We start from the raw sequence: 16,615 nt of genomic DNA, 5'->3' as shown, positions 1-16,615 counted from the left end.
GGTCGCATAAATGCGACCTTTGAATGACATTCAACTTGAAATCAAGTGATTAGAATGTGTAGTAGAAACCTGCAACAGCACCGTTACCTTCAACTTTGTTGTTGCTGTCTGTTTCTTGTTCAGCATCAGAGTATTCAATGAACGCTGAGATGTTGCTAGAAACTGCGTAGTCTGCACCGACAGTGAAGTAAGTGATTTCTTTGTCGCTGTTGTCATCTTCAGCGAAGCCTAATGAAGTGTAAAGACGCACTTTGTCAATTTGGTAATCTAGAGCAGTTGAAACGACACTGTACTCTTCACCACTGACTTTGTCTTCTAATACGTAGTTCACTGCTGCACCGAAGCCAGCGATGTTCATACGTGCTGCTACACCCATGATTTCAGAACCGCGATTTCCTTGATCTTGGTAAGTCGCCCCTAGAGTGAACATTTCGCTAAATGCGTACTGAGCAGATGCACCGTATGCCACGTCTTCATCTTCATCAGAAGTTAGGTAAGTATCAGCAATTAGCTTAAGGCCGCCAGTTGTGTACTTCGCTGAAACTGCATGACCTGCAGACTCAAGAGATTTTGCGAAGTCATCCATGTAACCGATACCTTCGTTAGTGTTATCGATTGTGATTGCGTCTAGTGAATCACCGAAGTCACCGATTTCACCCATAGCGATACCGAAGTTTTCACCAAAATTGAAACCAAAGTAAAGGTCATCTGTCTTCGTAGTATTTGAGTCAGAAGTTAAGCCAGACCAACTATCGAAACCGTTGCCGTTTTCGATTTCGAAAGAACCGAATGCAGTTACACTATCGTTCAGCTTATGTTTTGCATCGATTTGGATTTTTGCCCATAGATTAACATCAGGATCAGCACTTTCTTTAGTTGTTACACCAGCTTTAGTTGTTTTTACGTCAGCAGTACTTAGGTAAGTATCGATTTCACCTTTAACGTTGAACGAAGTAGTACCGTCATCGTAGATATTGCCTGCTGCAAGCGCAGAAGTAGATACCGCTGCAACTGCTAATGCTAATAGAGTCTTTTTCATAATAATCCACTGCCTTTTCTTAAGTGTGGGAAATCCTTGTCCGGTTCCCTTTTATTTTTGATGGTAGTGACCAACTCTTCGGTTAGTTCCTACCTCCACTAAATTTCGAGGTTTAGATTGCAAAAGAATATCCTGCGTGTCAAATACTCTAAATTGGTCGCATAAAAATAAATAAAATCATTTTAAATCATTAACTTAATATAAAAAATGAACATTTATCGAACAAGATGTATTGAAATATTCATAAAAATGTAAACGTTTCACAAATAGCTAGATTGGAATTTAATTCTAAAAAATGCATTTAAAAACCAATTAATTAGAATTAAATAAACTCGTTATCAATATTGTTAAGTTTTATATTTTTTATTTTGTAAATTAAATTTAAGTTCCTGAAGGTTCAGTTTTTTTTTGTGAAGGAGATCTATATTCCTTTTAAAATGATGCAAATTCGTGAGCTACGTAGGATTTGTAAACTGTGCTAACATGCGATTCCGGTCACGCAGGGCTCGTTATGCTTACAAAAAAATCCAACAATCGATCCGCAGTAGTTACCAAAACCTGCAAAATCAGCTCGATAATTTCGTTCCTCGCCGAGCACAAAACTTTCTTGTTGCAGAAATTGCAAAGACATTGTGTGGCAGTTATCACAAGTCGACCCGAATGATGGTAGCCGAAGCTGGCACCGGAATTGGTAAATCACTCGCCTATCTAATGGGAGTGATTCCTGTCGCGATCTCCAATAATCGTAAAGTTGTGGTATCCACCGCCACGGTTGCATTGCAAGAGCAGCTGATTCATAAAGATTTGCCACTATATAGACGAATCACTGATCAAACTTTTACTTTTATTATTGCTAAAGGTCGCCAACGCTATTGTTGTGCGGAAAAATTGGCTGCAGCTTCAGGCGCAGATGGTGCTCAACTCGCAATGTTTGAAACCAAGCCCAAGGCTGCTGACATCAACATGTTAGAGACCATGTTTGACTCCTTTAATAGAGGAAAGTGGGACGGAGACAGAGATTCCTGGCCTAAAATGATCAGCGATGAAATCTGGAATTCTATTGTCAGCGACAAACACAGCTGTAATGGCAGCTTTCCGGCACACAGACACTGTCCATTCCAAAAAGCACGTTCAGAACTCGATAAAGCGGATGTGATTATTGCAAACCACAGTTTAGTGATGGCAGATGCCGAATTGGGTGGCGGTGTTATCTTACCTGAGCCTGAAAATACAATTTATATCTTCGACGAAGCACACCACCTTCCTCATGTTGCTAGGGATCACGCTTCAGCCGCTACTTCGTTAAAAGGGGCAGCCTCCTGGCTTGAAAGTCTCAACCGCTCTTTACCTAAATTGAGCAATCTCGCTGAAGCAAAACGGGCATCGCGCTTTTTAGATGAAGCACAAACCGCAATCCAAGAGTTAATTCCGGGATTAAGCCAACTGACCCAGCGCTTTGATCCCGCTTCTTTTGAAGAAAACATTTATCGCTTTGAGCACGGCGATTTGCCTCAGTGGCTGGAAGAAGAATCAAAGCATCTAAAACGCCAGAGCCAGAAGGCTAATCAAAGTGTTGCGAAAATTGCAGATTTGATAGCAGAAAAAGTAAAGGAAGGAGAACTGGCTTCTCGCTTAGCTGAGCCTACGCTGACTGAGCTGGGTTTCTATATTCAACGTTTAGACAATTTATACCAAGTATGGAACCTAATGGCTGAACCTAAACGAGAAAAAGGCGCTCCGCTCGCTCGTTGGCTACAAACCCATACTGAACGTGAAGGCGACTTTACCGTTCACGTTTCTCCTTTAGAAATCGGTTGGCAGCTAGATCAACAAATTTGGAGCCGTTGTATCGGTGCTATTCTGGTATCCGCGACATTACGGGCTCTCAACTCGTTCAGTTTTTTCTGCCGCCAAGCAGGCATCAGTGAAAAACCTGAAGATGGTGTTCAATTTCTTTCACTGGCGTCACCGTTTAACTATATAGAGCAGGGAGAACTGTTGGTTCCTGCAATGAAACTTGAACCACCAGCGAGAGATTTTACTCCTTATCTCGCCGATAAGGTAAAAGAGTATCTTGTTGCTGATAAAGCCAACCTTGTCTTGTTTGCTTCTTATTGGCAGATGAAAGAAGTCGCGGAAAAGTTGTCGTCAACTATCACTCAAAAGGGTTGGACGCTTCAGATTCAAGGTGAAAAATCTCGCGGAGAAATTCTAAAAAAACATAAAATGCTCGTTCAGTGCGGAAAAACAAGCGTGCTATTTGGTACAGGAAGTTTTTCGGAAGGATTAGACTTACCAGGAGACTTATTAGAAAACCTGATTATTACCAAGATACCGTTTGCTGTCCCAACCTCACCTGTTGAGCAAGCGCATGCTGAGTATATTGAACATCGTGGCGGTAATCCGTTTTTACAAATATCGGTACCAGAAGCAAGTAAAAAGCTGATTCAATCTGTAGGACGTTTGCTGCGTAAAGAGCAGGATTCTGGTAGAGTCGTGATACTTGATCGCAGAGTGGTATCAAAACGTTACGGAAAGGCGCTGTTAGACTCCCTTCCTCCGTTTAAGCGAACCATCGAATATTAATAAACGTGCTAGTTCCCTTGCTGTTTGATACTGCAAGGGAGTTGATGCTGTTCATTTGCGCCAATCACTATCATTAAAGAAAAAGTTAACTATGTTCATGAGGTCTCATTCGCTTGCTGCTTGACTGCAGCCCCAATAGTTTGGGTTGATCCTCCCCTACTTATCACTTAAAAAATAGAAATCAGGAACGTATTTTTGATTGAATTTGTCGAACCAACCATGTTGGTCGTGTTGGCTTTAGTAGCTTTTATTGCTGGATTTATAGACGCTGTCGCCGGCGGTGGTGGCATGCTGACTGTCCCTACATTGCTTTCTTTAGGGCTGCCTCCACATATTGCGCTGGGTACAAATAAACTTGCTGCGACTTTTGCATCCTCCACTGCTGCATTTACTTATTACCGAAAGAAGCTCTTTAAGCCGAAGTACTGGCTGCGAGCGTTCGTGATGACTCTAATCGGTGCAACTGTGGGTACCCTTGTCGTTGATGCTATCAGCACCGACTGGTTACAAAAAGTGCTCCCGTTAATCATTCTTGCTGCTGCAATTTATACCGTTTGGCACAAAGCCCCTACAACGGTACAAAATGAAATGCCTGCCGGATGTAAGAAATTCAATACTAAGCAATATCTACAAGGTTTTGGCTTAGGGTTTTACGATGGCCTAGCTGGCCCAGGAACAGGGGCATTCTGGACAGTGAGCTCCATGGCGCTTTATCGTTTAAACATCCTGCTGGCATCAGGCTTAGCCAAAGCAATGAATTTCACCAGCAACCTGACGTCGTTGATCACCTTCGCGATTTTAGGCCATATTGACTGGGTACTCGGTTTAACCATGGGTATTTGTTTAATGGCCGGCGCTTTTGTCGGTGCGCATTCCGCTATTCGCTTCGGTGCTAAATTTATTCGCCCTGTATTTGTCACCGTAGTCAGTATACTTGCGGTAAAACTTGCTTATGACGCTTGGTTTGTGACGCTATGAAAGACTTATCCAGATTAAATTCGATCATTGAAGAACTTAAATCAACTGCTGCACTGATTGACCGAACTCGAGGTGAACACTACCGCCCTTTGTTTGATGACACCTTGTTCCACTGTCACGGTAAGCTTTTGACTCCGTGTGTTATAGAAACAGAGAGCACATTGAATGCCATTCTCCGAGAGCAAAAAGCGGGAAAGCTGACTCAACCTCGGGCAGAGTATCTTACAGAACGTCTGCTTGCGCAGATTGGCGCGATTCAGCGCGAAATGTCGACCCAGGCTATTCGCAAGAAAGAACCAAAACATTACAGAGACACAAGGAAGCCAATCAGCGATTTGTATCAAGATCTTGCACAGCACCAAGACTGGGAACGAAGACTGATGCTTCTTGTTCAAGATAAGCAAATGGCAGTTGAAGGCACGTTTGGAGCTGATAAAACAAGTGCTCAGCAAGCGTTGCTCGCAGCGGAACAGAGGCTTAAACGATGTCAGGAAGCGAAAACAAAAATTGAAAAACAGATTACCTTTAGAGAGAAGAATCAATAAATGAACGACACCAGATCCTCTTTAGAAAATGCACCCGATGAAATCAAGCTTGCCGTTGATCTTATTTATCTTCTGGAATCCAATAACGTCGACACCAAAGTTGCTCTCGCTGCGTTAGAAATCGTAAAGTCCGATTTTCAAGCTAAGTTAGAAAAGGAAAAGAGCGCTTAACTAGCGCTCTTTTTTTATTTAAATAAACCACTTAGAAGCCATCAACTCACTTTAAACTGATTCACCAGTGCTTGCTGCTGTTTTGAAAGCGAGCTAATTTCTGCACCCACGGCTTCAGATTCCCCAGCTTGCTCTAGTATCTGGGCACTCAGATCCCGAATATTCGCTACGTTTTGATTCACTTCAGCGGAAACTGTTTGCTGTTCTTCTGCGGCTTTAACAATTTGAGAGTTCATATCGTTAATCGCTGAGATGGCATCGAAAATCTTATTCAGTTCAGACACTGCTTGCTGTACATGCGACGCCGTTCCATTCGCCAAACTGTTGCCTTCTTGAATAGCGTTCACCACATCACGGGTGCCTTTTTCAACTTTCTCAATCACTGTTCGGATTTCACCAACCGACGCCTGTGTGCGACTAGCAAGGTTGCGAACTTCATCTGCAACCACTGCAAAGCCTCTTCCTTGCTCTCCTGCCCTAGCCGCTTCAATAGCAGCATTGAGTGCGAGTAAGTTCGTCTGTTCTGAAATGCCTTCAATCACCTCAAGAATATCGGTGATATTGACGTTGTTACGCGCGAGATCTTCAACAATAGGCACGGCGCGGTTCATGGTACTGACCAAGTTAAGCATCTCAGCTTCCGAAGTTTTAATCACTTCCTGACCGATACGGGCGGACTCATTTGCTTGCTCTGCTGCATGCACCGCATTTTCTGCATTGTGGACAACTAAGCTCGCTGTTTGCGTCATCTCTTCAGAAGCGGTCGCAACAAGGTCGACTTCTTTAAACTGCGCTTCACTGCTACGTCTTGTCTCACCAGCGGTGATCTTTGCTTGCTCAGTGGTGTCCGCAACAGAATGTGTGGTTTCAATCACTTGCTTTATGGTGGATTGGAGTTTGTCTAGAAACTTATTGAATCCATGAGCCAGCTGACCGATTTCATCTTGCGATTGAACATCTAAACGCTGAGTTAAGTCGCCCTCGCCATCAGCAATGTCATTCAAACGCACGACGACTTCACGAATTGGTTTTACTATGCGTGACGCTGTGTAAGCAATCACCGTTAACCCCAGAACAGCAAACAATAACCCGGCAAGCAGCTCTACTTTTACGCCACTTTCTACTTGTGCGGTAATAACTTTATCGAGTTCGTCTGCATCTTTAAGTACGCTACTACGGGGCATCTCGAATATCACGCCCCAAGTCTGATTAGCAACGGTAATCGGTGCAAACACCGTCATCCACTGCCCGTCTTCACTCCACAATGATTCGACTTTTTTACCAGATAGCAGACTTGAAACCTTGTCTTTAGAAACACTTGAGCCGCCAAATGGTTGTCCAATAGTCAGAGCTTGATCATCGCTGGCGATAAGCGTTCCATCCAAACTAATAATGAAAATTTTGCCTTCACCATTAAATAGGCTGCTATCAGAGTCTTTCGCGATAACTAATAAAGTATCTAATTTTAAATCGATTCCGTAAAAGCCAATTACTTCCTCATCAACCACGATTGGAACTGAAATAGAAGTCGCCAAAAACTGCTCTGTTCCTTGGCTAATTAATCGTGGTGAAGTGACACAAGCGTTTCCGTCATTAATCGGGCAGGCAAAACGCTCGCTATTTTCGTTATCAGACAGCTGTTTCTCAGTTAAAACTTCATTTACTGCATTCTGGCCATCATCGGCAGATCGCCAATATGGAGCAAAACGTCCGATATCGTTGGAACCAACATAATCGGCATTCACATAATTACTGTCTTCAGAATCGAGAGCGTTAGGTTTGAATACTAGGTAAGCGCCTTCGATGGTTGGGAAATCTAGTACGGATTTGCGAACCATTTCGTTAAGCGCTGTACGCAGCGCTTCACTTTCACCGAAGTTGTCTTCCGAGTTTTTCTTTAGGAACAAAGCCGTTGAAGAGAGCATTTCTGCGCGATAAATCGCTTCACTGAGATATTCCGATATTTCAGTAGAATTTAACTGTGCGCGGGTTTTAAGTAATTGTTGAGACTTATTGATAACGGATTCAGCGCTCTGATTTTTAATGACCTGCTGATTAGTCACAGCATTGTAAACCGAGAACCCGATAAGAGATAACGAGGTTACGAGCAGGCAAAAACCTGCCAACAGTGTAATTTTCCACTGGACTGATAATGTTCGCATACAACATCCTTATGCTAGCGTTTAAACTCATATAATCGAATGAGATAACTCGAAATTAGACCACAATCTATCGATATATCAATACAAATCTGACACAAAACTCACCATTTTCGGACACAATCAGTTTGAGCGAGTTCTTCGGTTTGTTCTGTTCAAGCTAAGTGGTAACATCACTCTCGTTCGTTGTTACCTTTTTATGTAATCAATTCAATTAGTAACGACTTAATAAACATCAAATTAAGGACTAACCAATGAAAGTTATCAGCTTTAACATCAATGGGTTACGAGCAAGGCTTCACCAACTCAAAGCACTGATTGATAAACATCAGCCTGATGTTATCGGCTTACAAGAAATCAAAGTTCACGATGAAGCGTTCCCTATCGAAGATGTCGAAGCCATGGGTTATCACGTCTATTTTCACGGGCAAAAGGCACATTACGGTGTGGCTATGCTCTGCAAGAAAGAACCTATTGAAGTTAAGAAAGGTTTTCCTACCGACAACGAAGATCATCAAAAGCGTATGATCATGGCGACATTCTTGGATGACAACGGCGAAAAAGTGACTGTTCTTAACGGCTACTTCCCGCAAGGCGACAATATCGGACATGAAATTAAATACCCATACAAGCGCCAGTTTTATAAAGATTTAATGACGTATTTAACTGAGCACCACAGTAGTGATGAACAGCTTATTGTTATGGGTGACATTAACATCAGCCCAATCGATTCAGATATCGGCATTGGCGAGGCAAATCGCAAGCGTTGGCTACAAACCGGTAAATGTTCATTCCAACCAGAAGAACGCGAGTGGCTAAAAACACTCACCGATTGGGGCTTCGAAGACACATTCCGTAAACTTCACCCAAGCGTTAATGATAAGTTCTCGTGGTTTGATTACCGTTCTCGTGGCTTTGATGACAACCGAGGTCTGCGTATTGATGTCATTTTGGCTACGCCATCGCTGGCTCAAAAATGTGTTGAGGCGGATATCGACTATGAACTTCGCGGCATCGACAAACCTTCTGACCACGCACCTATCTGGTCGGTATTCAACTAGCCATCCCAGTTATGTCTCTTTCTTAATATGATAAAGCCCCTACTCAGGGGCTTTTTTTATTTCATACCTAAACCGCAGATGTGGTTGTTCAGAATTATTAGCTAAGTGGACGCAAATAGCGCAAGAAACGTTTCTCTGCACCTTTAAAGCACCAAAGTACAATGAAGGTTAAGCTCATATAGAACAGACCAGCCGTTAAGAATGATTCAAATGGTGCGTAATAACGTGAATTCACCAAACGTGCAGCACCTGTTAAATCCATAATGGTAACGATACCTGCCACTGCACTGCCGTGAATCATGAAAATCACTTCGTTACTGTAAGCTGGTAATGCACGACGAAGCGCACTTGGCAGAATAATTCGGCGATAAGTTTGGAATACACTCATACCATAAGCTTTAGCCGCTTCCACTTCACCTTTTGGCAAGCCATTAATTGCACCACGCACAATCTCTGCGGTGTAGGCAGAAGTGTTGAGAATAAACGCCACCAAAGCACAGAACCACGCATTTTCCCAAAGGGTTCCTTTTACAGGGAAAAACTGATCCATACCGTAGTAAATCAGATATAGCTGCACCAGTAATGGCGTACCTCGGAAGAAATAGATGTAGCCCCAAGAAGGCAAATTCAGCGCATAGTTTTTACTGTTACGTGCGATAGCTAAAGGAATTGCAATACATATACCGATGATCAGAGAGAGAGACACTAACCATACTGTTGTCCATAAGCCTTGAAAGTAAATTGGAAGGCTTTCAATAATCAGTGAAAAGTCCATATCTACCTCGTATGAATACTAAATTTACGCTCAACTAGCTTAAGCAGGCCGGTCGAAATGCTGGTAAAAACAAGGAATATGACTGCAACCGTCATGTAGAAGGTAAATGGCATTTTCGTCGAACCAGCAGCCAATGAACTCATGCGAACCATATCTTCTAAACCGATGATAGAAACCAGCGCAGTCGTTTTCAGCAGTACCAGCCAGTTGTTACCAAACCCCGGTAGCGCGTGACGAATCATTTGCGGTAGAAGTATGCGTCTGAACGACAATACAGCGCTCATACCATAAGCTTTAGCCGCCTCCATTTCGCCTTTATCCACCGCCATGATTGCGCCGCGAAAGGTTTCTGCCATGTATGCACCAAAGATAAACCCTATCGTTAATACACCAGCAATAAATGGGCTCACATCGATGTAATCAGGCACATACTGAACCCATTCATCGGCAGTACCAAGCCAGTTATTTAGAGATTCGTTGATTGAGTAAAGACTGTTATTTAATAAGATTTGGCCACCGAAGAAAATCAGCATCATCAGAACAAGGTCTGGGATGCCACGAATAATGGTGGTGTAAAGAGTCGCGATACCTTTAGCCCAAGCGTAAGGAGATAACTTCGCTAGAGCGCCTAACATGCCAAGCACAACGGCTAACAATAGTGAAAGTATTGCAACTTCAATGGTGAGTACAGCCCCCTTTGCGATAGAGGCTTCATATCCCTGTAGATCCAGCATAAAAACTTCCTAGTCCTTAAAGCTTGGCTGCTGGGTACTGCTACGAACTAGGAACCAACAACCAAGAATGCCTTTATTATTGTTACGTCTCTGTCGTTCAGCACGACAGAGACATTTGAGGCTTATTAATCGCCGTATACGTCGTATTTGAAGTATTTGGCAGCGATTTGTTGATAAACGCCTTTTTCACGAAGTGAAGCGATAGCGCCATTTAGCTTTTCAGTCAGGTCTTTATCTTGTTTACGAACTGCAATACCAAAACCGTCACCGAACCATTTAGGATCAGTCAACGAAGGACCAACGAATTCATAGCCTTCGCCACCTGGTTTGTTTAGTACGCCATCTTCTAGTGCAGACGCATCACCTAGAACAGAAGCAATACGACCATTTGCAAGATCAAGGTAAGCTTCATCGAACGAACCGTAACGAACGATTTCTACAGAATCACCGTAGTTGTCAGTCAGGTACTTGTCGTGAGTGGTTGCACGTTGCACACCAATTTTAACGCCTTTAAGACCTTCTTTAGAGAAATCTAAACCCGCGCCTTTCTTAGCGATAAATTTGTTAGGAATCAGTGCATATTTACTAGTGAAATCGACTTTCTTCTTGCGCTCTTCAGTGATAGACATCGCTGCGATGATTGCGTCGTATTTACGAGCAAGTAGAGAAGGAATAATACCATCCCAGTCTTGAGCAACGATTTGGCATTTTACTGCCATCTCTTCACAAAGCGCGTTCGCCATATCAACGTCAAAGCCTTTCAGAGAACCATCTGATTCTGTCCAGCTAAACGGAGGGTAAGCGCCTTCAATACCGAAGCGTACAGTTTTCCACTCTTTCGCTTGGGCAACACCGGTCGCAGCTGTAGCAGCTATTGCCGCAACTAATAACCACTTTTTCATTTCCATACTCCTGTGATTGTTGTGTTTTATTTTTACTTTAGTTTTCTCAGCCCATCTTTAAGAAACTGAAGGGCCGAAAGATATTAATAGATTGAAGAGATAAACTGCTTAAGACGCTCTGAATCCGGATTACTAAACAGCTTTTTAGGATCACCTTGCTCTTCCACCACTCCTTGATGCAAAAACAATACATGATTAGAAACGTCACGAGCAAAAGCCATTTCATGAGTAACCACTAACATGGTTCGCCCTTCTTCAGCTAACGAGCGCATAACTCCCAGCACTTCACCCACTAACTCGGGGTCAAGAGCGGATGTTGGCTCGTCAAACAATAATACTTCTGGTTCAACAGCGAGAGCTCTTGCAATTGCAGCGCGTTGTTGCTGACCTCCAGAGAGGTGCCCAGGGTAGTAATCTTTTCGCTCGTAAAGACCCACTTTCTTCAATAGTAGTTCAGCATTTTCTATTGCTTGAGCTTTAGGAACACCTAAAACGTGAACAGGTGCTTCAATCACGTTTTCCAGCACTGTCATGTGTGACCAGAGGTTGAATCCTTGAAAAACCATAGCTAAGCGCGAACGGATACGCTGCACTTGTTTTTCATTGGCAGGAAGAGAGACACCTTGACGGTTCTTTTTCATTTGAATCAATTCACCATTAACCCAGATTTCGCCATCTGTCGGTGTTTCGAGTAAATTGATGCAACGTAGAAAGGTACTTTTGCCAGAACCGGAGGAGCCTATAATAGAGATAACATCCCCTTTATGTGCTTGAAGTGAAATGCCTTTCAGAACTTCATTCTGGCCAAATGTTTTGTGCAGTTGTTTTATATCGAGCGCTGGTACTTCATTCATGCGCTTTAACTCCCTGTATTTTATGACACTGCAGAGCATTCCAGCTCAATTTCGCTACAAAGTATCACTCGACGCTATAACATGCAACAAATTATTAACCTACAAAAATGAAATATTTAGTTATTTTATGTGAGTATTAATTCATAAAATGGCTATTTCTTCTTCAAAGCACGCATATTAAAACACTCTCCCCCTATTTAACACAACCAAGCCAATTTAACAAAAATGCTAAAAGCAAGACTTATAGCAAATTTTGAATCATAACCACCACGCATAGGTTTTCACGTTTTGGCAAGTTCAAAAGGGGTAATAAACATCACACTTTGAAAATTAATTTCAACCATAAAAACCACTATCTGCCTGATTTTATTATGACGATGTAGTTTTCTTTCATTTCCCAAACTAAAGTGATCAAGATCAATCACTATAAAGGGTTAGCACGTTAAACTCGCCACCACTTATAAGGCTATTCTAATGCCCATTATTATTTCGTTGGCTATGCTATAAAGCACAATAGAAACGTGTTACATATTCAGCCGAAACTTTCGCTATTGCGGACACTTAAGCAGAATTCAATTCAGAATTAATAACTTTATATAATGAGGAATCTATGTCAGAAGCAGTGAATAAAGCGCATTCTGATTCAGATATCGAGACTAAGAGCTACAGTGAGCTTCATCGTCCAGCGTCTGAGTTCGACAGCCGTTCAGATTACTTAGATCATGAACTACAAATCATGAAGCCTCGCCGCTTTGGTTTAAACTTGCCGGGTCGCGATTTCCGTTTCGAACTAGAAGATTTCGTTCCTGCTCTTGCTGGTACTATCGGCATAATCGCGATGTACTCAGCAGTTATGATGTCTTGGGCGGAAGGTTTAACTCAAGCTTGGGATCACGTTCATCTAACGAAAGAGTTCGCCATCGAAGTCGCTCGTGTGGAAATGTTGATTCCTGCACTCTTATTCTGTGTGCTTGCTTCTGGTGTATTCAACCCTAAAGCAAACTTAGCAGGTAACCACGGTCCGATGATTCCACTTATCGGTACTATCGCTCTAGCCGGTGCTCACCCTCTTGCATTAGCATTGCTTATCGGTGTCTTTGGTCTGCTACTTAGCTTTTTCAAAGGTGGTTCTAAGCTTGTTAACCTCACTTCTGAAGGCACTGCTGGCGGTTTACTTATCTTCTTAGGTTTAACGGGTACAATCAGTCAGATTAACTCCATCCAAGCTTGGGCTGTGAGTTTACAATCCGCAGACGTAGCCGCGGGAAGCATGGGTTATGTCGGTTTAGTTGTACTTGGTGTGACCGTTGCTATCTACGCTTACCTAGCGAAAATCAACAAGCGTTGGCTTGCAATCCCTGTGTGTGCGTTTACTGGTCTAGCTATCGCATTGCTATTCGGCGCAGGTTTTGACATCAAATTCGAAACACAAATGGGCCTTCCAAACCTTAACCCAGTTTACTGGTGGGGCAGCACTGAAGAAGGTTGGATGTTAGGTCTTCCTAACATGGAACACTTCATCGCATCTCTACCATTCGCAATTCTTGCAGTGGCAATGTGGTCACCAGACTTCCTTGGTCACCGTATTTTCCAAGAGATGAACTACCCTAGAGGTACTGAGAAAGTACTAATGGACGTAGATGACACTATGACTATGTGTTCATTCCGCCAAATGGTTGGTACTGCAGTAGGTGGTGGTAACATCACTTCATCTTGGGGTACTTACATGATCCCTGCGGCCATCGCTAAACGTCCAATTCCTGCTGGTGCAATTCTGCTTGGTCTGATCGTAATGACTGTTGCGGTACTTGGTTTCCCAATGGACGTTGCAGTATGGCCACCAGTAATGCGTGTTGCGCTACTAGTAGGTGTATCTCTACCTCTACTAGAAGCAGGTATGCAAATGGTTCGCGATACTAAAGACTCACAAGCGGCTGGTATCTGTATCTTCGCTTCTATTGTTGCGAACCCAGTATTGGCTTGGGCTCTAACCATGTTCCTGGACAACAACGGCCTAATCGGTGACAAAGAACGTGCTTCACGTTTGTCATTTATGGATAAAATTGTTATCCCTGTAACCGTGTTTATTATCTGTCTTGTTGCTATGCTTGCAGTTGGTATGCTAGAAGCTCAATATGGTCTTAAAGCTTGGTTATAAGCTAAAAGGTTAAACTTTAGACGGGTAGCGCAAAACGCTACCCTCTTTTATTATTGGCTTTTTCAACTTTTATTGATTTAGTTTAAGTTTTGCAATTTTTTTTAGTGTAATGTAATTTCATCAAACGGACATTTCACTGTAAGAACAAGTAACAATATCTATAGTATTAGTCTGAGATTATGAACTATACATATTGTTATTAAATAGAGTGTACTGCCTCTCTTTAACTAAAGAGATAGCTGGCTCAACGGCGAAACAGTACGTGTTTTTTCTACTAAAAAGGTAGGTATGTCATGGCAGAGCAATTTGCTAAAGCTTGGGAAGGTTTTGCTGCAGGTGAGTGGCAAAATGAAGTAAACGTTCGTGATTTCATTCAAAAGAACTACACTCCATACGAGGGTGACGAATCTTTCCTAGTTTCTGAAGGAACTGAAGCGACTAAAACGCTTTGGGCTAAGGTAATGGAAGGCATCAAACAGGAGAACTCTACTCACGCTCCTGTGGATTTTGACACTTCAGTTATCTCTACCATCACTGCTCACGATGCAGGCTACATCGAAAAAGATCTAGAAACTATCGTTGGTCTTCAAACTGACGCTCCACTTAAGCGTGCAATCATCCCTAACGGTGGTATCCGTATGGTTGAAGGTTCATGCAAAGCATATGATCGTGAACTTGATCCTATGGTTTCTAAAATCTACACAGAATACCGTAAAACTCACAACGCTGGTGTTTTCGACATCTACACTCCAGACATCCTTGCATGTCGTAAATCTGGTGTACTAACGGGTCTTCCTGACGCATACGGCCGTGGTCGTATCATCGGTGACTACCGTCGTGTTGCACTATACGGTATCGACTTCCTAATGAAGGACAAACTGGCTCAATTCACGTCTCTACAAGAGCGTTTTGAGAACGGTGAAGACCTTCACATGACTATGCAACTTCGTGAAGAAATTGCTGAGCAACACCGCGCTCTTGGTCAAATCAAAAAAATGGCTGCGAAATACGGCTGCGATATTTCTCGTCCAGCAGAAACAGCTCAAGAAGCAATCCAATGGACTTACTTCGGCTACCTAGCTGCTGTTAAGTCTCAAAACGGTGCTGCAATGTCTCTAGGTCGTACTTCTACGTTCCTAGACGTGTACATCGAGCGTGATATCGCTGCAGGTAAGCTCACAGAAGCTCAAGCTCAAGAAATGATCGACCACTTCGTAATGAAACTACGTATGGTTCGTTTCCTACGTACTCCTGAGTACGATGAGCTATTCTCTGGCGACCCAATTTGGGCAACAGAATCAATGGGTGGTATGGGTCTTGACGGTCGTACGCTAGTAACGCGTTCTAACTTCCGTTTCCTAAACAGCCTATACACTATGGGTCCTTCTCCAGAGCCAAACATCACTGTTCTTTGGTCTGAAGCGCTACCAGACGGTTTCAAACGTTTCTGTGCAAAAGTATCTATTGATACTTCTTCTATCCAGTACGAAAACGATGACCTAATGCGTCCAGACATGAACTCTGACGATTACGCAATTGCATGTTGTGTATCACCAATGGTTGTTGGTAAACAAATGCAGTTCTTCGGTGCTCGTGCGAACCTTGCTAAAACGATGCTTTACACCATCAACGGCGGTATCGATGAGAAACTGAAAATCCAAGTTGGTCCAAAAATGGACAAGATCTCTGGTGAATACCTAGATTACAACGAACTTTGGGAAAAAATGGACCACTTCATGGATTGGCTAGCTAAGCAGTATGTGACTGCACTAAACGCTATCCACTTCATGCACGACAAGTACAGCTACGAAGCGTCTCTAATGGCTCTACATGACCGTGACGTTATCCGTACTATGGCATGTGGTATCGCTGGTCTATCTGTTGCAGCTGACTCACTATCTGCAATCAAATATGCGAAAGTTAAACCAATTCGTGACGAAGATGGTCTAGCAATCGACTTCGAAATCGAAGGCGATTACCCTAAATTCGGTAACAACGATTCTCGCGTAGATGACATCGCTTGTGAACTTGTATCTGTATTCATGAACAAGATCCGTGAGCTTAAGACTTACCGTAATGCGATCCCTACTCAGTCTATCCTTACTATCACTTCAAACGTGGTATACGGTAAGAAAACTGGTAACACTCCTGACGGTCGTCGTGCTGGTACTCCATTTGCACCTGGTGCAAACCCAATGCACGGTCGTGACGAGAAAGGTGCGGTAGCATCATTGACTTCAGTAGCGAAACTACCGTTTGCTGACGCTCAAGATGGTATCTCTTACACCTTCTCTATCGTTCCTAACGCATTAGGTAAAGAAGAAGCAAGCCAACGTGCTAACCTTGCTGGTCTAATGGATGGCTACTTCCACCACGAAGCTGGCAAACTAGAAGGTGGTCAACACCTAAACGTTAACGTGCTTAACCGCGACACTCTACTAGACGCTGTTAAACACCCAGAGAAATACCCTCAGCTAACTATCCGTGTATCTGGTTACGCTGTTCGTTTCAACTCTCTGACTGCTGAACAACAAGCTGACGTTATCGCTCGTACATTTACTGAATCTATGTAAGACTTCGCTTAAATAATGAGCTACAAGCCCTCGCTTTTGCGGGGGCTTTTTATTTATTCAGTAAATTTATCAAAGCGTTA

At 43.0% G+C, this 16,615-nt stretch carries 13 protein-coding genes; 7 read left to right on the top strand and 6 right to left on the bottom strand.

Annotated features, from left to right (window positions below; translation table 11 throughout):
• Nucleotides 1–49: 49 nt before the first annotated feature.
• Entirely contained in the window at nt 50–1,039 is a 990-nt protein-coding gene (locus P4S58_RS04710) for a porin (protein WP_102968154.1), read from the bottom strand.
• A 483-nt stretch (nt 1,040–1,522) separates the two neighbouring features.
• Between P4S58_RS04710 and dinG the strand changes: the two genes are divergently transcribed.
• The 4 genes from dinG (at nt 1,523) to rsmS (ending at nt 5,319) form a co-directional block, all read left to right on the top strand.
• Complete coding sequence (dinG, locus tag P4S58_RS04705; RefSeq protein ID WP_337163030.1) at nt 1,523–3,625, top strand: ATP-dependent DNA helicase DinG; 2,103 nt, start codon at nt 1,523–1,525, stop codon at nt 3,623–3,625.
• A 198-nt stretch (nt 3,626–3,823) separates the two neighbouring features.
• Entirely contained in the window at nt 3,824–4,603 is a 780-nt protein-coding gene (locus P4S58_RS04700; protein ID WP_102968175.1) for a TSUP family transporter, read from the top strand.
• The gene (locus tag P4S58_RS04695; protein WP_102965554.1) at nt 4,600–5,148 is read left to right on the top strand and encodes a primosomal replication protein; all 549 of its coding nucleotides are present in this window, start codon (nt 4,600–4,602) and stop codon (nt 5,146–5,148) included. The genes P4S58_RS04700 and P4S58_RS04695 overlap by 4 nt, the downstream gene beginning before the upstream one ends.
• Nucleotides 5,149–5,319 carry a pleiotropic regulatory protein RsmS gene (gene rsmS / locus P4S58_RS04690; RefSeq protein WP_102968152.1) on the top strand — a complete coding sequence of 57 codons (171 nt, stop codon included), beginning with the start codon at nt 5,149–5,151 and terminating at the stop codon, nt 5,317–5,319.
• Between the two features lie 41 nt (nt 5,320–5,360).
• Here the strand turns inward: rsmS and P4S58_RS04685 are convergent, their stop codons facing one another.
• A complete protein-coding gene (locus P4S58_RS04685; protein WP_102968151.1) occupies nt 5,361–7,481 on the bottom strand; it encodes a methyl-accepting chemotaxis protein in 2,121 nt (706 codons plus the stop codon).
• Nucleotides 7,482–7,732: 251 nt separating this feature from the next.
• Here P4S58_RS04685 and xthA point away from each other — a divergent pair, with 251 nt between their 5' ends.
• The gene (gene xthA, locus P4S58_RS04680; RefSeq protein WP_102968150.1) at nt 7,733–8,539 is read left to right on the top strand and encodes an exodeoxyribonuclease III; all 807 of its coding nucleotides are present in this window, start codon (nt 7,733–7,735) and stop codon (nt 8,537–8,539) included.
• Nucleotides 8,540–8,636: 97 nt separating this feature from the next.
• On the opposite strand, the gene P4S58_RS04675 is transcribed toward xthA, so the two are convergent.
• The 4 genes from P4S58_RS04675 to P4S58_RS04660 form a co-directional block, all read right to left on the bottom strand.
• Nucleotides 8,637–9,314 (bottom strand): ABC transporter permease, encoded by a 678-nt coding sequence (locus P4S58_RS04675; RefSeq protein WP_042486663.1) that lies wholly within the window; start codon nt 9,312–9,314, stop codon nt 8,637–8,639.
• A 2-nt stretch (nt 9,315–9,316) separates the two neighbouring features.
• The gene (locus P4S58_RS04670) at nt 9,317–10,048 is read right to left on the bottom strand and encodes an ABC transporter permease (protein ID WP_042486666.1); all 732 of its coding nucleotides are present in this window, start codon (nt 10,046–10,048) and stop codon (nt 9,317–9,319) included.
• A 125-nt stretch (nt 10,049–10,173) separates the two neighbouring features.
• Entirely contained in the window at nt 10,174–10,950 is a 777-nt protein-coding gene (locus P4S58_RS04665; protein WP_042486669.1) for an ABC transporter substrate-binding protein, read from the bottom strand.
• A gap of 83 nt (nt 10,951–11,033) precedes the next feature.
• Nucleotides 11,034–11,804, bottom strand: a complete 771-nt coding sequence (locus P4S58_RS04660) for an ABC transporter ATP-binding protein (RefSeq protein WP_042486672.1) — start codon at nt 11,802–11,804, stop codon at nt 11,034–11,036.
• A gap of 610 nt (nt 11,805–12,414) precedes the next feature.
• Here P4S58_RS04660 and P4S58_RS04655 point away from each other — a divergent pair.
• A complete protein-coding gene (locus P4S58_RS04655) occupies nt 12,415–13,962 on the top strand; it encodes a DUF3360 family protein (RefSeq protein WP_042486675.1) in 1,548 nt (515 codons plus the stop codon).
• A 293-nt stretch (nt 13,963–14,255) separates the two neighbouring features.
• The gene (gene pflB / locus P4S58_RS04650; RefSeq protein ID WP_042486678.1) at nt 14,256–16,535 is read left to right on the top strand and encodes a formate C-acetyltransferase; all 2,280 of its coding nucleotides are present in this window, start codon (nt 14,256–14,258) and stop codon (nt 16,533–16,535) included.
• Nucleotides 16,536–16,615 lie beyond the last annotated feature (80 nt).

It is taken from the genome of Vibrio sp. Hal054 (genome assembly GCF_037162405.1).
GTDB classification, from domain to species: Bacteria; Pseudomonadota; Gammaproteobacteria; order Enterobacterales; family Vibrionaceae; genus Vibrio; species Vibrio diazotrophicus.
The sequence above is the reverse complement of the archived record's forward strand: the minus strand, read 5'-3'. Positions and strand labels throughout refer to the sequence as shown.